Source organism: Arachnia sp. (genome assembly GCF_057238465.1).
The window spans coordinates 61,711-81,776 of sequence record NZ_DBHHFZ010000008.1 but is presented as its reverse complement, the minus strand read 5'-3'; the positions used below and the strand labels follow the sequence as shown (position 1 = coordinate 81,776).

The following is a 20,066-nucleotide window of genomic DNA, read 5'->3' as shown; positions in this document are numbered from 1 at the left end:
GCCGGCTCACCCTCCCTTTGAAGCTGGTCGAGCCAGCACGTGAGCGAAACGAACGGCTGAGTCGAAACCACCCCGCATTCGGTAGGCAGAACCCGAACACAGCTCCCCGGACATGCGCAAGAGGTTTCGACACGCCCTGCTCGCAGACCGGCTCAGCCGGCTTGGTACGGGATGGTTCCACGCGACCTGCTCCGGCCAGGAAACCAGACTCCCCCGCCGATCATCGGTCGGCGGGGGAGTCTTCGCGTTTTCAACGCGCGACGCGTCTACGGAAGACGGCGACGGTCAGTGCCGGGAAGATCGCCAGCAGCACCACCCACGCGATTGCGGTGGCCGCCACGGGATTCTGCAGCGACCACACCTCGGGCACCGCCGCCGTGCCGAGGTTTCCGAACAGCGTCCGCACCGCCTGCACCAGCGACGACAGTGGGTTCCACTCGGCGATCCCGCGCAGCCAGTCGGGCAGGGTCTCCGAGGGCACGAAGGCGTTGCTGACGAAGGAGGCCGGGAACAAAACGATCATGCCAGCGCTGTTGACGGACTGGGGTTTGGGGACGGCCACCCCCAGCAGCAGCATCACCCAGCTGAAGCACCAAGCGGTGACCAACAGGAGCAGCACCCCGAGGAGGAAGTTCCCCACCCCGGCCTGGAAACGCCAGCCGACGACGAAACCGGCAATGAGCATCACGAACACGGAACATGCGGCAACGGCCAGGTCCGCGAGGGTGCGGGCCATCAGGATCGCGCTGGGCGCCATGGGAAGGGTGCGGAACCGGTCGATGATCCCCTCCTTGAGGTCCTCGGCCATGTAGATGCCGGAGATCATCGTCCCGAACACGATCGTCTGCCCGAAGACACCGGCCATCAGGAACTGCGTGTAGTCGCTGCCCTGGACATGCACGGCGCCGCCGTAGACCTGGGTGAACAACAGCACGAACATGACCGGCTGCATGACGGAGAAGGCCATGATCTCGGGGCTGCGCCGCAACTGGAGCAGGTTGCGCACCAGGACGGCGTGGACATCACCCAACCAGCCAGCCACCGGTCCGCGTCCCAGGGCCTGAACCGGGCTCATGCCGCCACCTCCTGCTCCTCGGCCGCGTGACCCGTCAGGGTCAGGAAGACATCGTCCAGGGTCGGGCGGCGGATGCCGGCGTCGTGCAGTTCAACACTCTCTTCACCCAGGACCTTCAGCACCGCGATCAGCGCTGCGGTGGGGTCACCCACCTGTGCCGTGAGCACCCGCCCCGTGACCGCCACCTCGGTTCCGGTGCTGGACGCGACGATCCTCCGCGCCCGGTCGGTGTCCGCCTCGTCGACGAGGGTCAGTTCGATGCGTTTGCCACCCACCGATGCCTTGAGTTCGTCGGCGGTCCCCTCCGCGATGACGTGCCCGCGGTCGATCACGGAGATGGAGTCGGCCAGCTGATCGGCCTCCTCCAGGTACTGGGTGGTGAGCAGGACCGTGGTTCCCTCCCCCACGCGCCGCCGGATGACCTCCCAGAGCCCCAGCCGGGCCTGCGGGTCGAGGCCGGTGGTCGGTTCGTCGAGGAACAGCACCGGAGGGTTGATCACGAGCGCCCCGGCCAGGTCGACGCGCCGCCGCATCCCTCCGGAAAAACCCTTCAACGGCCGGTCGGCGGCCTCGGTCAGCTCGAAGGCCTCGAGCAGCTCCTCCGCGCGCCGTTTCGCCTGGCGGGTTCCGATCCGGTACAGCCTGCCCACCAGCACCAGGTTCTCCCGGGCGGTCAGCACCTCGTCCACGGCCGCGTACTGGCCGGACGTGCCGATCAGCGGACGCACCTTCGCGGGGTCGGAGAGCACGTCGATCCCGGCGACACTCACTCTCCCGGATTCCGGGCGCAGCAGGGTGGTCAACACCTTCACGACGGTGGTCTTCCCCGCACCGTTGGGGCCCAGCAGTCCCCGGACGGTTCCCTGCTCGACGGAGAGGTTGAGCCCGTCGAGGGCGCGCACCGGTCCGGTCTTGGTTTGATACGTTTTACGCAGTTCCTGCGCCGTGATGAAGGTCATGCATTCCCTTTCTCGTGGTGTGGAATCAGGCGAGAGCCGCTGCAACGACTACCCGCCCGGGAGTGCCGCGTTCCAACACACCTACGGATCGCGGCACTCTCGTTCTCATGGGTCCCCCCGTTCCGCGGAATCACCGACGAGGCGGCGCAGCGCGGCCTCGATCTCCTCGCGCGGGGGAACGGTTTCCTGGACGACGGCCTGGAACAGGACCCCGTAGCAGTAGGCGAGCACGGCTCGTCCCGTCGCCTCCGGAATGTTGTGCGACAACCGCTCCACCAGGGCCGCGTCGCCGGGGACGATGAAACGCCGAAGCTTCGGGTTGGTCGTGTAGAGCAGGGCGAAGGACATCTCGTTCCGGGTCCGTTTCAGGTCCGAGAGGGACTCCATCACCATGTCCACGACCAGGCCAACGGGATCATCGACCCCGTTGAGTTCGGAGGCGAACTCGGCCAGTTTCTCCTCGCGTTCCTCCTCCAGTCCCGTCAGCGCCTCCGCCAGCATGTCGGTCAGGGACTTGAAGTACTGGGTGGTCGACCCGAGCGGCACCCGTGCGCGTTCGGCCACCTTCCGGTGGGTGACGGCGCTGATCCCGATCTCCTTGATCAGCTCCCCGGCGGCCTGCAGGATCTTCTTCCTGCGCCCCTCCGGGTCCCTCGTCCGTTTCGCCACGGCACTAATGTACATCCGTACATGTACAGATGTACAGATTCGGCGTGTCGCGGCTCACCCGCGCAGGATCGCGCGGTGCAGCACCTCGTGGGTCCGGGAAGCCAGGCGGGATTCCACCAGAACGACCTCGGGGACGACGAACTCCTGGGACGCGTAGGTGTCGAGGGCCTGGAGAAGACGCCCTGCGTTCTGGGCGCGCTGGGCCCTGGCAATGGTGAGGTGGGGTCTGAAGCCCGTCCCGTCGGGGCTGCCGCCGTGGTGGGTGACGAGGGCCCGCAGCTGCCCGGACCACTCCCCCAGCTCCACTGCAGCGGCCCCCGGAACGCCGAGGTACAGCACCTTGGCGCACTCCGGGCCACGGAACCCACCCGCCCCTGCGATGCTCATCGCCAGCGGGGCATGACGCCCAGCCCATTCGTCGAGCGCCTGGATCAGTTCCTCGACGCGGTGGCCTGGGTGGTCGGCCATGAAGGCCAGCGTGAGGTGGTAGGTCGTCGGTCGGCTCCAGCGCCACGGCGAGTTCTCGGTGGCGATGCGGCGCGGTTCCAGGAAGCGGTCGATGTCGGAAACGACATCGGCGGGAGGTGTCACGGCGATGAAACAACGCATCCGACGATCCTAGAGTTCGCTTCGTCGAGAAACCCGGAACTGGTCGAGTCGGAACCATCACCCACCTGCCCCCTCGCCACTTGACAAAGAACACAGGGACACGCCCCTCCCCCTCCTCCCTCCTCTTCCTCTTCCCTCCCCCTCTTCCCTCCCCCCTGTTCACGAATCGCGGAAGAAAAACGGTTCAACGTCGTGTGGCGACGTTGAACCGTTTTTCTTCCGCGATTCATGCACGGGAGGGGGTCGGGTCGTTGTTACGGGGTGTGGGTCTTCCCCCGACCACCGATGGAGGTTCCGGCACGAACCGCTCCCTCGTCGCAACCCGACCCAACCAACTTCGAGAAGGGGTTTCGACGCGGACCGCCCCTTCACCAGGCCCCGGGCCAACCGGCATGTGGGTGTGCCCTCAGCCCTTCATTCCCAGGTGTTCACGGAGCGTGTTTCCCCGATACCCGTCCCGGCACAGTCCACGTCGCGCGAGTATCTGCACCACCTGATCCAAGAACAGGTCGACGGAGTTCCGCGACCCGCCGGGCAACGCGATGAAACCGTCGATCGCCCCCGCCTCCGCCCGGGCCTCGACCGCATCGGCCGCGTCCTCCGGGGTGCCGATGATGGTCCAGTGCAGGGTTGCGTCCACCCCGCTGGACTCGGCCACTGTTTGGGCTTCCTCGCGGCTGTCCGCCAACACCATGTTGAGCCCGGGCAGAAACCGGATTTCGTCGGCGTCACGACCTGCTGCGACGGCCGCATCACGCAGAGCAGCCCGTTGTGCAACTGCATCCTCCAAGTCAGGGACCGCCCCGAACACCGCGTCGGCCACTGCGCCCGCGAAGGCGACCCCGGTGGGTGAAGCCCCGGCCTGGACGACAGGCAGCCGCCCTGCGGGGTGGGACGGGAGGGCCATCGGTCCGGCCACCCGGAAGTATTCGCCATCGAAATCAATGGCCTTCACCTTCCCGGGATCGGTGAAAACCCCGGAGGCCCGGTCCGCAACAAACGCCTCGGCGGGGAACGAATCCCAGAGCGCGTTCACGACCTCGACGAATTCGCTGGCCCGGGCGTATCGCTCCTCGGACCCAAGGGGCGTGTCCAGTCCGTAGTTCTTCTCACCCCCCAAGGCGGTGACCACGTTCCACCCGGCACGTCCCCCGCTGATCTGCTGTAGGGAGGCCAGCGCCCGGGCTACGGGGAATGGGTGCGTGTAGGCCGTCTGGACGGTAGGGATCAGGCCGATCCTCGCCGTAACGGACGTCAGGGCCGTGACCAGGGTGAACGAGTCGAGGGTGGCGAATCCCGGTGTCCCGCCGACGGAATCCGGTCTGAGATAGCCCGCCTCGGGGCAGAAGAGGAAGTCGAGCGCAGCGGCCTCGGCCTTCCGCGCGAGCTCGACGTAGGGGCTCAGGGAGAACATTTCCTCGACGCGACTGTCGTCGCGTCTCCAGGCTTCTCCGCGCAGCCAGATCGGGGAAAGTGCGATTCCGATGTTGAGGGTCATGTCATTCCTTCCTGCTTGAGGGGCGCGTTGCGCCCGATCGGTGTCACCTGGGGGGATCCGGTGACAGGGTCGGGAGTCACGACGCAGGGCAGTCCGAAGACCTCTTCGACGAGGCCGGGGGTGACCACCTCACCCGGTGGCCCCTGGGCGACGATCTCGCCGTCCCGCATCGCTATCAGATGGGTGGAGAAACGTGCTGCCTGGTTGAGGTCGTGCAGCACGGCCACCAGGCAGCGGCCTCTCCGGTTCAGGTCCACCAGGAGTTCCATCAACTCCACCTGGTGACGGATATCGAGGAAGGTGGTGGGCTCGTCGAGCAGCAGTATGGGGGTGTCCTGGGCGAGCGCCATCGCGATCCAAGCCCGTTGTCGCTGCCCACCCGACAGCTCATCGACCCGCCTGGTCGCCAGGGCGGTGACGTTCGCCTCGTCCATGGCGCGGGCAACCAGCTCCTCGTCACGCCGGGTCCACCGGCGGGCGAAACCCTGATGGGGGAACCTGCCCCGGGCCACCAGCTCGGAGACCGTGATGCCGTCAGGGACCATCGAGCTCTGCGGCAGGATGCCGATTCTTCTGGCAACCCGTCTCGTGGGCTGATCGTGGATGTCGCGGCCGTCGAGGATCACCCGCCCGGCAGTTGGTTTCAGGAGCCGGGCCAGAGCCTTCAGCAGCGTCGACTTGCCGCAGCCGTTCGGCCCCACCACGGCGGTGAATTCCGCATCAAGGATCGCGAGATCCAGGCAGCTGGAGATGATGCGGTTGCCATAGCCGAGCCTCGCCCCATCGGCCCGCAGCCGGCCAGTGGGTGTCATGCAGATCTCCTTCCCTCACGCGCCAGTAGGTGAATCAGGTACAGGCCGCCGGCCGAGACCGTGATCAGACCCACGGGCACGGGACGGTTGCTGCTGCTGGCCAACGCGGAGCAGAGCTGGGCGGCCGACAGCAGCACGGCTCCCACCGTCGCTGCCCCCGCGATGGATATCCCGGGGGTCCTCATGAGTCGCCGAGCGACCTGTGGGGCCGCAAGCGCGACGAAACCGATGGGCCCGGCAGCGGCCGTCACGACGGCGGAGGCCGTCACCCCGACGACAACGAGAAGCGCCCTGCGGGGTTCCAGTGGGATCCCGAGCGCGCCAGCGGTCTGGTCACCCAGCTCGATGATCCCGAGGGAAGGGGCCAGCAGGCCCGCGGACACGAGGAGCACGGCCGCTGCCCCCAGCCACATCGGAAGCGCCCCCGCCTCAATACGCGTCAGGGAACCAGCCCCCCAGAATCCGACCAGCATGGCGTCCTCGACGCGGGCGCGGGTGACCAGGTACGCGTTGATCGCGCCCAACGCGGCGGAGACGGCCAGGCCGACCACGATCAGACGGAACCCCGTCGTGGTCCGCCCCGAGAGCAGGTGCACCACGAAGGCGGCCAGTAGCCCCCCGGCCACGGCGGCCACCGCGATGATTCCCTGCGCGCGGGCGCCGAACAGCAGGATTCCCACCACGACGGCAGTGTGTGCCCCGGCGTCGAAACCGATGATGTCCGGCGATCCCAGGGGATTGCGGGTCAACGACTGGAAGATTCCGCCACCGATCCCCAGCAGGGCGCCGAGAACCACCGCGGAGACCGCGGCGGGCAGACGCCATTCAAGGACGACCACCCGGGCGAGGGATCGCCCACCCAGGAACACGTCGAGCACCTGCCCCGGGGTCAGGGAATAGTCGCCGACCAGGAGACAGGCCCCTGCGAGGATCAACGCCAGGAGACCCAGAAATCCTTGGAGGAGCAGCGGGCGCAGGGCGATACGAATGCCGAACCGGGCTCCGCCCAGGCGGAGCATCCGGTGCGCGAAGACGACTCGTTGTCTCATGTGGTGCTCGCTCTGCGGGCCAGCACCACCAGCAGGGGCGCACCGATCACGGCGGTGAGGATTCCCGTTTCGATCTCCCCGGGAATGGCGATCACACGGCCGAGCACATCGGCCACCAGCACGAGGGCCGGTCCCACCAGCAGGGACCCGGCGAGGATCACCCGCTGGCCGGATCCGAGGTTCCACCGCACCACGTGCGGGACCATCAGGCCGACGAAGGCGATTCCGCCCGTTATCGCGGTAGCGGGACCCGCCAAGAGCGTGATGGCGATCACGGCTAGAAACCGGGTCCGCCCGGCCCGGACCCCAAGCCCGGATGCGACGTCATCGCCCAGCGCCATGGCATCCAGCGAACGCCCCAGGGCGAGCGCGAGCGTCAGGGCCACACCTATGGGGGGCAGGACCGGGAGAAGCTCTGCGATCCGGGTGCGGCCGATCGATCCCACCGCCCAGTTGCGGACCGCCGCGAAGGTGTCCGGATCCAGCAGGGACAGGAACTGGCTCACCCCGCTCAGCACGGCCGACATGGCCACCCCACCAAGAACCAGCTGCACCGGTGCGGTGGGGCCCCGGCCCATGGCCCCCAGAACCAGGACCAGGGCCGTGACCCCAACAGCACCCACGAAGGCGAACCACTGGTAGCCACCCACCCCCGTGATGCCGAACAGACCGATACCGGCCGTCACCGCGAGTCCGGCGCCGGAATTGACGCCAAGGATTCCCGGATCCGCCAGGGGATTGCGGGTCAACGCCTGCATCAGGGCACCCGCCACGCCATAGGCGGCCCCGACCACCAGGCCGACGACCGTGCGCGGGATCCGCATGTCCCACACGATCGCGGTGATGGGATCGGCCCCGGGTGCGACGAGCGCCCGCCACCACTCGGAGGGACCGAGGAACCTGGCACCTGTCATCGTGCTGGCCAGGACCGACAGCAGGAGAATCACGACCAGCCCTGTGAACACGGTCACCGGCCGTCGGGGAACCCCGTCAGAGTCCCGGCACAGGACGGACGAGCGGGCCATGGCGGACTCTGCGCAACGGTGCCAGTGGATCCCGGGAGGGGGCCGGGGTCATCCGATCACCTCGGCGATCCTGGGCACCAGGATGTCGAGCGCCACTTTGGTGCCCATCGGGCCGGCCGTGGACATCGCCCATCCGGCGGGTGACTTCTTCTCGGTGATGACCGTGTGCCCGTTCTTCCAGGCCTCAAGGCCCTGGAAGACGGCGGAGTCGGTCAGGCCGGGGATGGCCTCAGGAGTTGCCTCGATGGCACCCTCACTGCCCGAGACGATCAGCACGTCGGCGTCGATCGACCCCATCAGTTCGGGACTGACGGTCTGGGTTTCCGAGAAGGAACCCGCATTCTGGGCCTGTGTGAAACCGATGGACGTGAACACCTCGGTGATGATCGAACTCGGGAGGCTCTGGTAGCTGAGGCCTCGCTGAGTTCCGAACCAGACCGTGTAACTGAGGCTCTTGCCCTCGAAACCCGGGTTTGCCCGTTTGATGCCGGCGATGTAGGAGTCGTAGTCGGAGATCACCTTTTCGGCCGCACCGGACAGGTCGAGCGCCTTGCCGAGGATGCGGATGTTGTCCTGCCAGGGGTTGCTGAAGTACCCGGTCCACGGCTTGTCGCTGGTGACCACCGGGGCGATCTCGGAGAGTTTCGCGAAGGAGTTGGTCAGATCGTAACCGAACACCACGATCACGTCGGGCTTGGCCGCCGCGATGGATTCGTAAGGGTACTGGTCCCAGCTCTCGGTCTCGAAGACCAGTTCTATACGATCCGCCGCTGCCTCCTTCAGCCAGGGAGCCTTGTTGAATCCGAGACCATTGGTGGTCACGGGGACCCCTCCCAATGACAGCAGGAGTTCCGTGTCCACGGCGTTCGCGCCGACGGTGGCGACACGGGTCGGCCGCTTGCCGATGACCGATTCGCCGTAGGGAGATGTCAGCGTCAACGGATACTCGGTCCTTCCCTCGGCAACCGGCAGGAAAGCACTCGCCGTTTCGGATGTAGACGAGACCTCGGGGGTCTCACTGGATGCCGACGAACAAGAAGTGGTGGCGAGGGCGCAGAGGGTCAGCAGGACGCCACTCAGACGGATCAGCAGAGGAAACCGGAAGGACATATTGGGCGACACCTTCGCTCAGAGCCGCTTCGGGACACTCGGCCAGCGGCTGACGAAACATTTATGTTAGATACACTAACTTATTGTGTGGCGAGTGACCAGAGGTATCCCCGAAACGGCCCCTCCGGGCCTCTGGGCGCTCAACCTCACCGAAAGACGCAAGAATTGGGGCATGGTCTCACCCGGACGGCCTCGCCTGATCACCACCGACCGCATCGTCGAGGCAGGCAAACGCATCACCCTTCCACGCCTGTCGATCAGGGGGGTGGCAAAAGAACTCGGCATCAGCGAGATGTCTATCTACCGGATCGTCGGGGACCTCGACGGGCTGCGGGCCATGGTCGCCGAGGGCATCGTCGCCGGGCACGTCTTCCCCGAGCCGACGGCCACGGACCCGGAGGACGCTCTCGTCGAACTGGCGCACACGCTCCGCGACTTCGTGATGGCCAATCCGGGCATCGGGCAACACCTGACCAAGCTCGCCGCCCCCAGACACGAGTTCACGATCAGGCTGGCGGAGGTGCAGCAAGCGGCCTTCGCCTCACGTTTCGGTTACCCGCCGGCGCAGGCCAGTCTGCTGGTATCAACCGTCGCGGAACACGCGATCGCCCTGGGCGAGATCAATCCGCTGTCCCACGACGACACCGCACCCAAGGCCCTGCCCGAACAGGCACCTACGGTCCGGGCCGGGGCCGAGTCGATCGCCCAGCTGAGCCCACGAGAGCGCTTCGAGTGGTCCATCCGGGCCACGGCGCGGGGATCCATCTCGTTGCTGGGCCGGAAAAACCCGGTTGCGCAGCACTCAAGCCCTGAAACCGCCCCCGAAGGAGCGAAATAAGCGTTGAGTGCTGCGCAACCGCGCGTTTCCGGGGTTCTTCCCCACCCGGGGCCAGTTCAGCCCTCGTCCGCTTCCTCCGCGGCGATCTGTTCGTGGTGCCGCACCACCTCACGGACGATGAAGGTGATGAACTTCTCCGCGAACTCCGGGTCCAGTTCGGATTCGACGGCCAGGGCCCGCAGCCGCTGGATCTGCTGTGCCTCGCGATCCGGGTCGGCCGGGGGGAGGCCCGCGGCGGCCTTCAGCTTTCCCACATACTGGGTGATCTTGAAACGTTCGGCCAGCAGATGGACCAGCATGGAGTCCATGTTGTCGATGCTGCCCCGCAGCCTCAGCAGTTCCCGGCGGGCTTCCTCGATTTCCATCAGTGCACCATCACGTCTATTCGCTGGAACGACTTGATGTCGGTGTAACCGGTGAGGGCCATGGCCTTGCGCAGCCCACCGACGAGGTTCATGGTTCCGTCGGGCAGGTGGGAGGGGCCGTTGACCACCTCGGCCAGGGAACCGACCTGCTCGAAGAACACCCGCTCGCCGCGCGGCAGGGTCGCGTGCCAGGCCTCCGGTCCCCAGTGCCAGCCGCGGCCGGGGGCCTCGGTGGCGCGCGCCAGCGGAGAGCCGACCATCACCGCGTCGGCCCCGCACGCGATGGCCTTGGCGATGTCGCCGGATCTCCCGACCGCACCGTCGGCGATCAGGTGCACGTAGCGCCCGCCCGACTCCTCCAGGTAGTCGCGGCGGGCCTCCGCGACATCGGCGACGGCGGAGGCCATCGGCACCTCGATGCCCAGCACCGAGGCGGTGGTGTGGGTGGCGCCGCCACCAAATCCGACGAGCACCCCGGCGGCGCCCGCGCGCATCAGGTGCAGGGCCATCCGGTAGGTGGCGCAGCCCCCCACCAGCACGGGCACGTCGAAGCGGTAGATGAACTCCTTCAGGTTGAGGGTGCTCTCGGTCTCGTCGACATGCTCGGCGGAGACCGTGGTACCGCGGATCACGAAGAAATCCACCCCGGCCCGTTCGATCACGTCCGCGAACTGCTGAGTCCTGGCGGGTGAGAGCGCACCCGCCACCGGCACCCCCGCGGCGCGGATCTCAGCCAGCCGGGCCTCGATCAGTTCCGCCTTGATGGGTTCGGCGTAGAGCTGCTGCAGGCGACGGGTGGTGGTCACCTGGTCGGCGGGCTCGGTGAGCTGTTCGTAGGCCGGGGACGGATCCTCGTAGCGGGTCCACAGACCCTCCAGGTTGAGCACCCCCAGCCCACCCAGGCGCCCCATCTCGATGGCGGTGGCGGGAGACATCACCGAGTCCATGGGGGCGGCGACGATAGGGGCGTCGAAGGTGACGGCATCGATACGCCAGCGGAGATCCACCTCCGACTCGGAGCGGGTGCGCCGCGCGGGAGCGATGGCGACGTCGTCGAAGGAGTACCCGCGGGTGGCGTTCTTGGAGCGGCCGAATTCGTACATCGTTTTCCTGTCAGCGTGACCAGTAGTTGGGGGCCTCAGCGGTGAGCTGGATGTCGTGCGGATGTGATTCTCGCAGACCCGCTGCGGTGATCCGCACGAACCGTCCGCGTTCCTGCAGTTCATCGATCGTGCGGGCACCGGAGTAGAACATCGACTGCCTGAGCCCACCGACCAGCTGATAGGCGACCGCCGCCAAGGGGCCGCGGTAGGCCACCTGCCCCTCGATGCCCTCGGGGATGAGCTTGTCGTCGCTGGTGACGTCGCCCTGGAAGTAGCGGTCCTTCGAGTAGGAGGCCTTGCGGCCGCGCGCGGCCATCGCCCCCAGGGAGCCCATGCCACGGTAGGTCTTGAACTGTTTGCCGTTGATGAACACCAGATCCCCTGGGCTTTCCTCGCAACCGGCCAGCAGCGACCCGAGCATCACCGAGTTGGCCCCCGCGACGATGGCCTTGGCGATGTCACCGGAGTACTGGAGGCCACCATCCCCGATGACCGGCACACCGTGGGGCCTGGCGGCGCGGGCCGCGTCGTGGATGGCGGTGACCTGCGGCACCCCGACCCCCGCCACCACACGGGTGGTGCAGATCGAACCCGGTCCGACGCCGACCTTCACCCCGTCGGCCCCCGCCTCGACGAGCGCCCGGGCCCCGGCGTAGGTGGCGACGTTGCCGCCGATGACATCCACCCCGGCGGCGGCCGGGTCGGCCTTGATGCGTCGGATCATGTCGACCACGCCACGGGAGTGGCCATGGGCGGTGTCGACGATGACGCAGTCCACCCCCTGCTCCACCAGGGCCATGGCCCGCTCCCAGGCGTCACCGAAGAAACCGACGGCCGCACCCACCCGGAGCCTGCCGGCGTCGTCCTTGGCGGCGTTGGGATATTTGTCGGCCTTGACGAAATCCTTGAGGGTGATCAAGCCCTTGAGTCTGCCCCACGAGTCGACGATGGGCAGTTTCTCGATCTTGTTCTTCGCCAGCAGCGCCAGGGCGTCGTCGTTGGAGATGCCGACGGGCGCGGTGACCAGGGGCATCTTCGTCATGACCTCGCTCACGGGGCGGGTGCCGTCCTCCTCGAAACGCAGGTCACGGTTGGTGATGATCCCGAGCAGCATCCCGTCGTCGTCCACCACGGGCAGCCCGGAGACGCGGTACTGGGCGCAGACCTCGTCCACCTCCTGGATACTGGCCCCGGGTCCGATGGTCACAGGCTGGGTGACCATCCCGGCCTCCGAGCGTTTCACCTGGTCCACCATGTGCGCCTGGTCGTCGATGGACAGGTTGCGGTGCAGGATGCCGATGCCGCCCTCCCGGGCCATGGAGATGGCCATGCGGGTCTCCGTGACGGTGTCCATGGCCGCCGACGACAGGGGAACATTCAACCGGATGTTGCGGCTGAACCAGGTGTCGGTCGCCGCCTCTGATGGGATGACGTCCGATTCGTTGGGCTGGAGCAGCACGTCGTCGAAGGTCAGTCCCAGCGCCTCGAAGGGGGCCGGTACGCCGGAGGGGGTCAGATTCGCCACGAGGTTGTTCCTCCCAGTTTGTTCTCAGGCGGCGAGTCTATCGCGCGCCTGCGGGACGGGCGGATCACGGGGTTTCCGGGTACCAGCTACGCCCTGCCCCGGCCGCGCCCGTTCGGTATGTGCCAGCCGTAGCGGAGCCCCGTCATCCGGATGATGAAGATCAGCGCCGCGGTGCCGAACATCCCGATCCCGCCGGCCCAGCCAATGGTGGCGAGCCAGACGATCAACCCGCTGCCGAGCAGGGCCGCCACGACGTAGAAGGGGGAACGGCGACGGAAGACGAGCGGCACCTCGCTGGCCAGGACGTCCCGGAGGATGCCGCCGCCCACTCCGGTGACCACCCCGGTCAGCGTGGCCGCGGCGGGATGCAACCCGAAGGACAGTCCCTTCAGCGCCCCGTCGACGGTGAACAGGCCGAGCCCCACCGCGTCGCACAGCAGCAGCGGTATCCGCAGCCGCCGCCCGGTGTGCACGAGCAGCATCACGACCACCGCCGTCAGCACCGACAGACCCATCATCCAGAGATCCACCAGGGCCGCCACGGGAACGGCGCCGATCAGGAGGTCGCGGATCACACCGCCGCCCACTGCGGTGCAGCACGCGAGCGTGATGACACCCACGCCGTCCAGGTCCCGGCGTTTCGCCTCCAGGGCCCCGGATGCCGCGAAAGCCACCACTCCCGCCACCGATATCCCCCATCGGGCCAGTATCTCCAGATCCCAAACCACGGTCGGAAAGTTTAATCGCCCGGGATCTTGTATGTGGACGCTTTCCATTCCTCCGGAAATAACGAGGTGTAGGCTCCCGCCCGGGGAGCAGCTCCGGAACAGACGCGTCCTGAAACGAGGAGACCGGATGGCCCGGCATCGACGTCACCGGCGGCATGGGCCGCTGCGCCTGAACACCGAAGGAGACAACAATGGCTGATTTCCGCCTGGAACCCGCCACCCGCAGGTCGCAGTCCGAACGCGAGGCGATCCTCGCCTCCCCCGGGTTCGGGTCGAACTTCAGCGACCACATGGTCCTGATCGACTGGGATCCGGAACGCGGCTGGCACGACCACCGGATCGTCGGCTACGCCCCGTTCACCCTCGACCCGGCCTCGGCGGTGTTCCACTACGCCCAGGAGGCGTTCGAGGGTTTGAAGGCCTACGCCCACGAGGACGGTTCCATCTGGCGGTTCCGCGCCGATGTCAACGCCACCCGGTTCCAGCGTTCGGCACGTCGCCTGGCGCTGCCCGAACTCGGCGTCGACGACTTCCTGACCGGCATCGACCGTCTCGTGGAGGTGGACCGGGACTGGGTGCCGCGCGGGGCGGAGCAGAGCCTGTACCTGAGGCCCTTCATGTTCGCCCGTTCGGCCTTCCTGGCGGTCAAGCCGTCGACCTCGGTCACCTACGCGGTCATCGCGAGCCCCTCCGGGGCCTATTTCGGTGGTTCCGGGGTGCAGCCGGTCAAGATCTGGGTCTCCCGCGACTTCAGCCGGGCCGCTCCCGGCGGAACGGGTTTCGCCAAGTGCGGCGGGAACTACGCCGCCTCGATGGTGGCCCAGCAGGAGGCCGAGGCGGCCGGGTGCAGCCAGGTCGCCTTCCTCGACGCGGTGGAGCACCGCTACGTCGAGGAACTGGGTGGCATGAACCTGTTCGCCGTCACCACGAACGGCCGCGTGATCACCCCGGCGCTCACGGACTCGATCCTGGAGGGCGTGACCCGCTCCGCGGTCCTGCGGCTCGCGGCCGATGCGGGTCTGGCCGTCGAGGAACGCCGTCTCTCGCAGCAGGAACTCTTCCGCGGTATCGACGACGGCAGCATCCGCGAGGTCTTCGCCTGCGGCACCGCGGCCATCATCACCCCGGTGGCCAGCTTCACCGACCCGGAAGGCACCCACACCGTGGCGGACGGGCAACCGGGCGCGACGACACTCGACCTGCGCCGGCAGCTCACCGAGATCCAGTACGGGCGGCGCCCCGACCCGTACGGCTGGATGCACCGCATCGTCTGAGGAACACGTCGACATGGTGTACCGGCCGGAGTCGGTACACCATGTCACATCTTGACCGCGCCCTCGGTGAGGCCGCTCAGGAACTGGCGGCTGCCCGCCACGAAGATCAACAGCAGCGGCACGACCGCGATGAACGCACCCATCATCACCATTCCGTAATCGGTGCCGTGGGCGGTCTGGAGCTGCGAGAGCACCACCTGGAGGGTGAGCTGGTTGGGGTTGTTCAGCACGATCAGCGGCCACAGGAAGTCGTTCCAGGAACCGATGAACGTGAAGATCCCGAGGAAGGCCAGGGCGGGACGGGCCGCGGGCAGCGCGACATGGAGGTACTGCCGGAAGAATCCGCAACCGTCCATGGTGGCTGCCTCGATCAGTTCGACGTGCACGGCGCTGGTGAAGTACTGCCGCAACCAGAAGATCCCGAAGGCGTTCGCGAAGGCCGGGAACATCACCGCCTGCAGTTTGCCCACCCAGCCGATCTGGCTCATCACCAGGAACAGCGGGATGGTGGACAGCTGCCCGGGCAGCAGGAACGTGAACATGATGATCCCGAACAGGATTCCCCTCCCCCGGAACGAGAATTTGGAGAAGGCGAAGGCGGCCACCGAGTCCAGGAAGAGCACCACGAAGGTGACCACCGATGCGACGATGAAGGTGTTCATCATCGCGGCCCACACGTTCACGGTGCCGGTCATCTTCTGGAAGTTCTCCCAGAACCGGTCCCCGGGAATCAACGGCGGTGGGAACTCGTGAATGGCGCTGGAGCGGTGGGTGGAGAGCACGAACATCCAGTAGAACGGGAAGAACGCGATCAACGCACCCGCGATCAGGAAGAGGTGCCGCATCAGATTCCCCGGCCTGAAGGGGCGGTGTCTCTGCCCGCTCATGCCCTGCGCTCCCTCGTCGCGAAGAAGTTGATGATCGCGAACACCGTCACGATCACGACAATGCCCCAGGCGATGGCGGCGCCGTATCCGTAGCGGTTCTCCTGGAAGGCCACCGAGTAGAAGTACATGACCATGGTGAGACCGGAGTTGCCGACTCCCCCGCTGGCGGCGGCGCTTCCCGCCTTGGAGCTGGTGAGCACCTGGGATTCGGTGAACGACTGGAGCGAACCGATTGTGGACATGATCGTCACGAACATCACGATCGGCCGCAGCAGCGGCAGGGTGATGTGGAAGAACTGCCGCACCGGGCCCGCACCCTCCAGGGACGCGGCCTCGTAGATCTCCTTCGGGATGGCCTGCAGGCCCGCGAGAATGATCAGGGCGTTGTAGCCGACGAAACTCCACGCCGACAGCGTCGAGATCGCGATTTTGATGCCCCACTCCGTCTGGAGCCACGGGATGTTGCCGACCCCGATCACGTTGATCAGCGCATTCGCCAGGCCGAAGTTGCTGGAGAAGATCGAGCTGAACAGGATGCCCATCGCCACCATCGAGGTCACGTTCGGCAGCAGGTAGGCCACCCGGTAGGTGTTGGAGAAACGTTTGGCGCTGTTGAGGGCCAGGGCGACGAGGGTGGCCAGGGTGAGGCACGGCACGGTGGACATCACCCACAGGATCAAGGTGTTGCCCAAGGACTTCCAGAACAGCTTGTCCGTCACCAGGTATTCGAAGTTCTTCAAACCGACGATCTGGAAATCACCGAGGCCGCTCCAGTTCGTCACCGAGATGAAAGCTGTGAACAGGATGGGAACGGCCGAGAACAGGGCGAACAGCAGGTAATACGGGCAGACCGCCGCGTAGAGCGGCAGCGCGCGCCGGCCCCGCACCTTGAGTGTGCCGAGGTCGGGTGCCTTCGTGCGGGGCCGGCGGGTCATCAGAGGGTCAAACCGTTCTGTTCGGCGAGCCGTTTGGCCTGCTCAACGGCGTCGTTCCAGGCCTGCTCGGGATCCTTGTTGCTGGCCTCCACCAACTCCAGTTCCGCACGGAACGGGCCGCTGACGGTGTTGTTGAACTTGTGTTCGTACAGGGGACGCACGGTCTCGGCGGCCTTCGCGAACACCTCGGCACCCACCTGGCCGCCCAGGAAATCAGTCGGCTTGTGGAGCGCCTCCGAGGCGAACGCTGCCGAGTTGGCGGGGAAGTTGCCCTTGTCCTCGTATTCGACGATCTGGTTGTCGGCGTTCAGGATGTGCATGATCACCTCGAAGGCCTTCGCGGCATCGGCGGTGCCCTTCGGGATGGTGAGGAAGGATCCGCCGTTGTTGGTGGCGTCACCGGGATGCGCACAGACGTGCCACTTGCCGGAGGTGTCGGGGGCGTCCACCATCAGGTCGGACAGGTGCCAGGAGGCCCCGATGTCGGCGGGCAGTTTCCCGGCCGCGACCGCGGCCTGGGTGTCGGGGGTGTCCGGTTTGGTTCCGGCGTTTATCCCGAGGGTGTGGGCCTTGACCGCGGTGTTCCAGGCGGAGCGGACGTGGTCCTCGGCGCCGATGAACTTCCCGGACGAGTCGACGAAGTTCTTTCCCGTCTGCTTCACCACCGTCTCGAAGATGGTGGCGAGGTCACGCACCAGGAAGGTTCCCGCTTCCTTGCCCACCATCTCGACACCCAGGTTGAAGTACTCGTCCCAGGTGCGGATGGCGGCCGCCAGGGCCTCGGGTTCGTGGGGCAGTCCCAGCTTCTCGAAGACATCGAAGCGGTAGAACAGGGCGGTGGGACCGATGTCGATCGGGATGCCCAGCTGCCTGCCGTCGGCCGTCGTGGCCTGGGCCCATTTCCAGTCCAGGAACTCGCCCTTGCGGGAATCGGCGCCCAGCGTGTTGAGGTCGGTGAAGAAATCCGGCTGGGACGCGAAGAAGGCGATGTCCTCCCCCTTCACGCCGGTGATCGCCGGCAACCCGGAGCCGGCCTGGAAGGTGGTGGTGAGTTTCTGTTTGAAGTCACCGCCGATGACGTCCTGCCGCAGGGAAACACCCGGGAAGGCCTTGGTGACGGAGTCGATGACCTTGGCCGAGAACCCCTCGGGCCAGGTCCACAGCACCAGCTGCGCACCGTCCCCGCTGGCCGCGTCCCCCGAACCGGCAGGAGCGGTGGAACAGCCGCTCAGGACAGCGGCCAACGATGCGATACCGCCCAAGGCGATCACACCGCGTCGTGTGATTGGTTCGGTGAGCATTTCAGTCTCCTAGGGATGGGTTGAACCTGCCTCGCCCGCGTCTTTGAGGCTCGGACGCAGGCAAGGCTAGGGCGCACACGAATGCGTGTCAATGCTCACGAAAGATCATTGATGTTCAAATTTGTTGCGACTGGTCGGGGTGGATTGTAGATTTGTGCCGTGATCAAAGAGGCTCGTCAGCGCGCTCTCCTGGAGCAGCTGCGCGAACACCAGGTGGCCAGCACCGCCACCCTGGCCGAGGCACTCAAGGCCTCGGCCGCCACCGTGCGCCGGGACCTCGATGAGCTGAGCGCCCTGGGGTTGATCGTGCGGGTCTTCGGAGGGGCCCGGCTGGCCTCCGAGAACCCCCTGGCGGAGAAGGTGGACGACCCCTTCGACGAGGTGCTCGCCCGCGGCGACGATGGCAAACGCGCGATAGCCGAGCTGGTCACCCGGCGGATCGCGCCGGGCAGCACCGTTTTCCTGGAGGCCGGAACCACCACCTACCGCGTGGCGGAGAAACTGCTGGAACACGACCTGACCGTGGTGACGAACTCGTTGCGCATCGCCGACCTGCTGGTCACCGGCCCCGGAACCGAACTGATCATGCTGGGCGGGCACGTCAATCGCGAGTACATGTCCGTCCAGGGGGCCACCACGACAGCCGAGATCGCCAACCTCCAGATCGACGTCGCGGTGCTCGGCTGCTCCGGCATCGGCGAGCGCGCCGTCGTGCGCGACACCGACCCGAGGGGCCGCGAGATCAAACTCACCGCCCGCCGGCAGGCCTCCCGGGTGATCCTCGTCGCCGACCACGAAAAGTTCCCGGGGATCGGCGCCTACAACGCCATCGACGTCGGCGACGTGGACCTGCTGGTCACCGACCGTCCCCTGCCCGCTTCATTCCCCACCCTGCCAACGGAGGTGCTGCACCCGTGAAACTGACCCTTCTAGGTGGCGGTGGTTTCCGCGTGCCGTTGATGTTCCGTACCCTGCTGGCCGACCAGAGCGACCGCCGGGTCACCGAACTGAGGCTCTGGGACACCGACGCAGGGCGCCTGGCCGTGATCCGTTCCATCCTGCAGGCGATGGCACAGGACCATCCGAAGGCCCCCGAGGTGCAGGTGGCGCGGGACCTGGAGGAGGCCGTGACCGGCACCGATTTCGTCTTCAGCGCCATCCGGGTCGGAGGCACCGAGGGGCGCGCCACCGAGGAAACCATCGCCCACTGCTGCGGGGTCCTCGGGCAGGAGACCACCGGCTTCGGCGGCCTGGACTACGCGTTGCGCGGCATCCCCACCGCCGTCCGGATCGCCGAGACGGTCGCCCGGCTGGCTCCCGGGGCCCATCTGATCAATTTCACCAACCCGGCCGGGATCATCACCGAGGTGAGTTCCCGGATCCTGGGTGACCGGGTGATCGGGATCTGCGACTCCCCCGTCGGCCTGGCCCGGCGCGTGCTCGACACCCTCGAAGGGGCGGGGCTGGTGGCCGCGGGAACCGCCTCCCGGGTGATCGCGGGCGACGACCGGGTCCGGCTCGACTACGTCGGGCTCAACCACCTGGGCTGGTTGCAGCGGCTGCTGGTGGACGGCGACGACGTGCTGCCGCGGCTGCTGGAGCGCCCCGACCTGATCGAATCCTTCGAGGAGGGCCGCCTGTTCGGCGCCGAGTGGCTGCGACAGCTCGGATCGGTGCCGAACGAATACCTGCACTACTACTACTTCGCCCGCGAGACCCGGAGGGCCGACGAGGCCGTGGAGGCCACCCGAGGGGTGTTCCTGGCCGCCCAGCAACGCGACTTCTACTCCCGCGCCGCCACCCTGCCCGGCCCGGAGGCGTACGCGCTGTGGGAGGCCACCCGGCTGCGCCGCGAGGAAACCTACATGGCCTCCAACCGGTTGGCCGCCGGCGGCGTGGAACGCGACGCACAGGACCTCGTCTCCGGTGGCTACGACCGGGTGGCGCTGGCGGTGATGAAGGCGATCGCCTTCGACGAGGCCACCGACCTGATCGTCAACCTCCGCAACGGAGACCGGCTGCCACAGCTGCCCCGGGACGCCGTCATCGAGGCACCCTGCCGGATCAGCGCGGCCGGGCCGGTGCCGCTGCCCGTCTCGCCGCTGCCGGAGCACGCCGTCGGGTTGGTGCAGTCGGTCAAGTACGCGGAACGCACCACCATCCGGGCTGCCTTGGAGGCAAGCCTGGACTTGGCCGTCGCCGCCTTCGCACACCACCCGTTGATCGACGGCGTGGGGGTGGCCCGGGAACTGTTGGAACGCGCCCGGGCGGAGTTCCCGGAGCTCGGTTACCTGTCCTGAGGCC

Annotated in this window: 20 protein-coding genes; 4 read left to right on the top strand and 16 right to left on the bottom strand. The window is 67.1% G+C overall.

Annotated elements, in window-relative coordinates; genetic code table 11:
* Nucleotides 1–250: 250 nt before the first annotated feature.
* From ACO6D6_RS09605 to ACO6D6_RS09565, 9 genes are all read right to left on the bottom strand, one after another.
* Entirely contained in the window at nucleotides 251–1,075 is an 825-nt protein-coding gene (locus ACO6D6_RS09605) for an ABC transporter permease (RefSeq protein WP_484785040.1), read from the bottom strand.
* Nucleotides 1,072–2,034 (bottom strand): ATP-binding cassette domain-containing protein, encoded by a 963-nt coding sequence (locus ACO6D6_RS09600; RefSeq protein WP_484785039.1) that lies wholly within the window; start codon nucleotides 2,032–2,034, stop codon nucleotides 1,072–1,074. Before ACO6D6_RS09600 ends, ACO6D6_RS09605 begins: the two co-directional genes overlap by 4 nt.
* A gap of 105 nt (nucleotides 2,035–2,139) precedes the next feature.
* A complete protein-coding gene (locus ACO6D6_RS09595; RefSeq protein WP_484785038.1) occupies nucleotides 2,140–2,703 on the bottom strand; it encodes a TetR/AcrR family transcriptional regulator in 564 nt (187 codons plus the stop codon).
* Between the two features lie 54 nt (nucleotides 2,704–2,757).
* A complete protein-coding gene (gene thpR, locus ACO6D6_RS09590) occupies nucleotides 2,758–3,312 on the bottom strand; it encodes an RNA 2',3'-cyclic phosphodiesterase (protein ID WP_484785037.1) in 555 nt (184 codons plus the stop codon).
* Nucleotides 3,313–3,718: 406 nt separating this feature from the next.
* The gene (locus ACO6D6_RS09585; protein WP_484785036.1) at nucleotides 3,719–4,810 is read right to left on the bottom strand and encodes an LLM class flavin-dependent oxidoreductase; all 1,092 of its coding nucleotides are present in this window, start codon (nucleotides 4,808–4,810) and stop codon (nucleotides 3,719–3,721) included.
* Nucleotides 4,807–5,622 carry an ABC transporter ATP-binding protein gene (locus ACO6D6_RS09580; protein WP_484785035.1) on the bottom strand — a complete coding sequence of 272 codons (816 nt, stop codon included), beginning with the start codon at nucleotides 5,620–5,622 and terminating at the stop codon, nucleotides 4,807–4,809. The genes ACO6D6_RS09585 and ACO6D6_RS09580 overlap by 4 nt, the downstream gene beginning before the upstream one ends.
* The gene (locus tag ACO6D6_RS09575) at nucleotides 5,619–6,671 is read right to left on the bottom strand and encodes a FecCD family ABC transporter permease (RefSeq protein ID WP_484785034.1); all 1,053 of its coding nucleotides are present in this window, start codon (nucleotides 6,669–6,671) and stop codon (nucleotides 5,619–5,621) included. The genes ACO6D6_RS09580 and ACO6D6_RS09575 overlap by 4 nt, the downstream gene beginning before the upstream one ends.
* Complete coding sequence (locus ACO6D6_RS09570; RefSeq protein ID WP_484785033.1) at nucleotides 6,668–7,642, bottom strand: FecCD family ABC transporter permease; 975 nt, start codon at nucleotides 7,640–7,642, stop codon at nucleotides 6,668–6,670. Before ACO6D6_RS09570 ends, ACO6D6_RS09575 begins: the two co-directional genes overlap by 4 nt.
* A 102-nt stretch (nucleotides 7,643–7,744) precedes the next feature.
* A complete protein-coding gene (locus ACO6D6_RS09565) occupies nucleotides 7,745–8,806 on the bottom strand; it encodes an ABC transporter substrate-binding protein (RefSeq protein ID WP_484785032.1) in 1,062 nt (353 codons plus the stop codon).
* A 172-nt stretch (nucleotides 8,807–8,978) separates the two neighbouring features.
* On the opposite strand from ACO6D6_RS09565, the gene ACO6D6_RS09560 reads away from it, so the two are divergent.
* Nucleotides 8,979–9,644, top strand: coding sequence for a TetR/AcrR family transcriptional regulator (locus tag ACO6D6_RS09560; RefSeq protein WP_484785031.1), 666 nt, complete (start codon nucleotides 8,979–8,981; stop codon nucleotides 9,642–9,644).
* A gap of 56 nt (nucleotides 9,645–9,700) precedes the next feature.
* On the opposite strand, the gene ACO6D6_RS09555 is transcribed toward ACO6D6_RS09560, so the two are convergent.
* From ACO6D6_RS09555 to ACO6D6_RS09540, 4 genes are all read right to left on the bottom strand, one after another.
* Nucleotides 9,701–10,009: a chorismate mutase gene (locus ACO6D6_RS09555; RefSeq protein WP_484785030.1), complete on the bottom strand. Its 309-nt coding sequence runs from the start codon at nucleotides 10,007–10,009 to the stop codon at nucleotides 9,701–9,703.
* Nucleotides 10,009–11,112 carry a GuaB3 family IMP dehydrogenase-related protein gene (locus tag ACO6D6_RS09550; RefSeq protein WP_484785029.1) on the bottom strand — a complete coding sequence of 368 codons (1,104 nt, stop codon included), beginning with the start codon at nucleotides 11,110–11,112 and terminating at the stop codon, nucleotides 10,009–10,011. The genes ACO6D6_RS09555 and ACO6D6_RS09550 overlap by 1 nt, the downstream gene beginning before the upstream one ends.
* Before the next feature lie 10 nt (nucleotides 11,113–11,122).
* The gene (gene guaB / locus ACO6D6_RS09545; protein ID WP_484785028.1) at nucleotides 11,123–12,637 is read right to left on the bottom strand and encodes an IMP dehydrogenase; all 1,515 of its coding nucleotides are present in this window, start codon (nucleotides 12,635–12,637) and stop codon (nucleotides 11,123–11,125) included.
* Nucleotides 12,638–12,723: 86 nt separating this feature from the next.
* Complete coding sequence (locus tag ACO6D6_RS09540) at nucleotides 12,724–13,365, bottom strand: trimeric intracellular cation channel family protein (protein WP_484785027.1); 642 nt, start codon at nucleotides 13,363–13,365, stop codon at nucleotides 12,724–12,726.
* A 191-nt stretch (nucleotides 13,366–13,556) separates the two neighbouring features.
* On the opposite strand from ACO6D6_RS09540, the gene ACO6D6_RS09535 reads away from it, so the two are divergent.
* Complete coding sequence (locus ACO6D6_RS09535; protein WP_484785026.1) at nucleotides 13,557–14,639, top strand: branched-chain amino acid aminotransferase; 1,083 nt, start codon at nucleotides 13,557–13,559, stop codon at nucleotides 14,637–14,639.
* 44 nt (nucleotides 14,640–14,683) lie between these two features.
* On the opposite strand, the gene ACO6D6_RS09530 is transcribed toward ACO6D6_RS09535, so the two are convergent.
* Genes ACO6D6_RS09530 through ACO6D6_RS09520 form a run of 3 tightly spaced genes read right to left on the bottom strand, consistent with a single transcriptional unit; the run spans nucleotide 14,684 to nucleotide 17,762 of the window.
* Nucleotides 14,684–15,526, bottom strand: a complete 843-nt coding sequence (locus ACO6D6_RS09530) for a carbohydrate ABC transporter permease (protein WP_484785025.1) — start codon at nucleotides 15,524–15,526, stop codon at nucleotides 14,684–14,686.
* Complete coding sequence (locus ACO6D6_RS09525; protein ID WP_484785024.1) at nucleotides 15,523–16,461, bottom strand: carbohydrate ABC transporter permease; 939 nt, start codon at nucleotides 16,459–16,461, stop codon at nucleotides 15,523–15,525. The genes ACO6D6_RS09530 and ACO6D6_RS09525 overlap by 4 nt, the downstream gene beginning before the upstream one ends.
* On the bottom strand, nucleotides 16,461–17,762 hold the full coding sequence (locus tag ACO6D6_RS09520; protein ID WP_484785023.1) for an ABC transporter substrate-binding protein: 1,302 nt from the start codon (nucleotides 17,760–17,762) through the stop codon (nucleotides 16,461–16,463). Before ACO6D6_RS09520 ends, ACO6D6_RS09525 begins: the two co-directional genes overlap by 1 nt.
* Before the next feature lie 159 nt (nucleotides 17,763–17,921).
* Between ACO6D6_RS09520 and ACO6D6_RS09515 the strand changes: the two genes are divergently transcribed.
* The gene (locus ACO6D6_RS09515; RefSeq protein WP_484785022.1) at nucleotides 17,922–18,680 is read left to right on the top strand and encodes a DeoR/GlpR family DNA-binding transcription regulator; all 759 of its coding nucleotides are present in this window, start codon (nucleotides 17,922–17,924) and stop codon (nucleotides 18,678–18,680) included.
* Entirely contained in the window at nucleotides 18,677–20,062 is a 1,386-nt protein-coding gene (locus ACO6D6_RS09510; RefSeq protein WP_484785021.1) for a family 4 glycosyl hydrolase, read from the top strand. Before ACO6D6_RS09515 ends, ACO6D6_RS09510 begins: the two co-directional genes overlap by 4 nt.
* Nucleotides 20,063–20,066 lie beyond the last annotated feature (4 nt).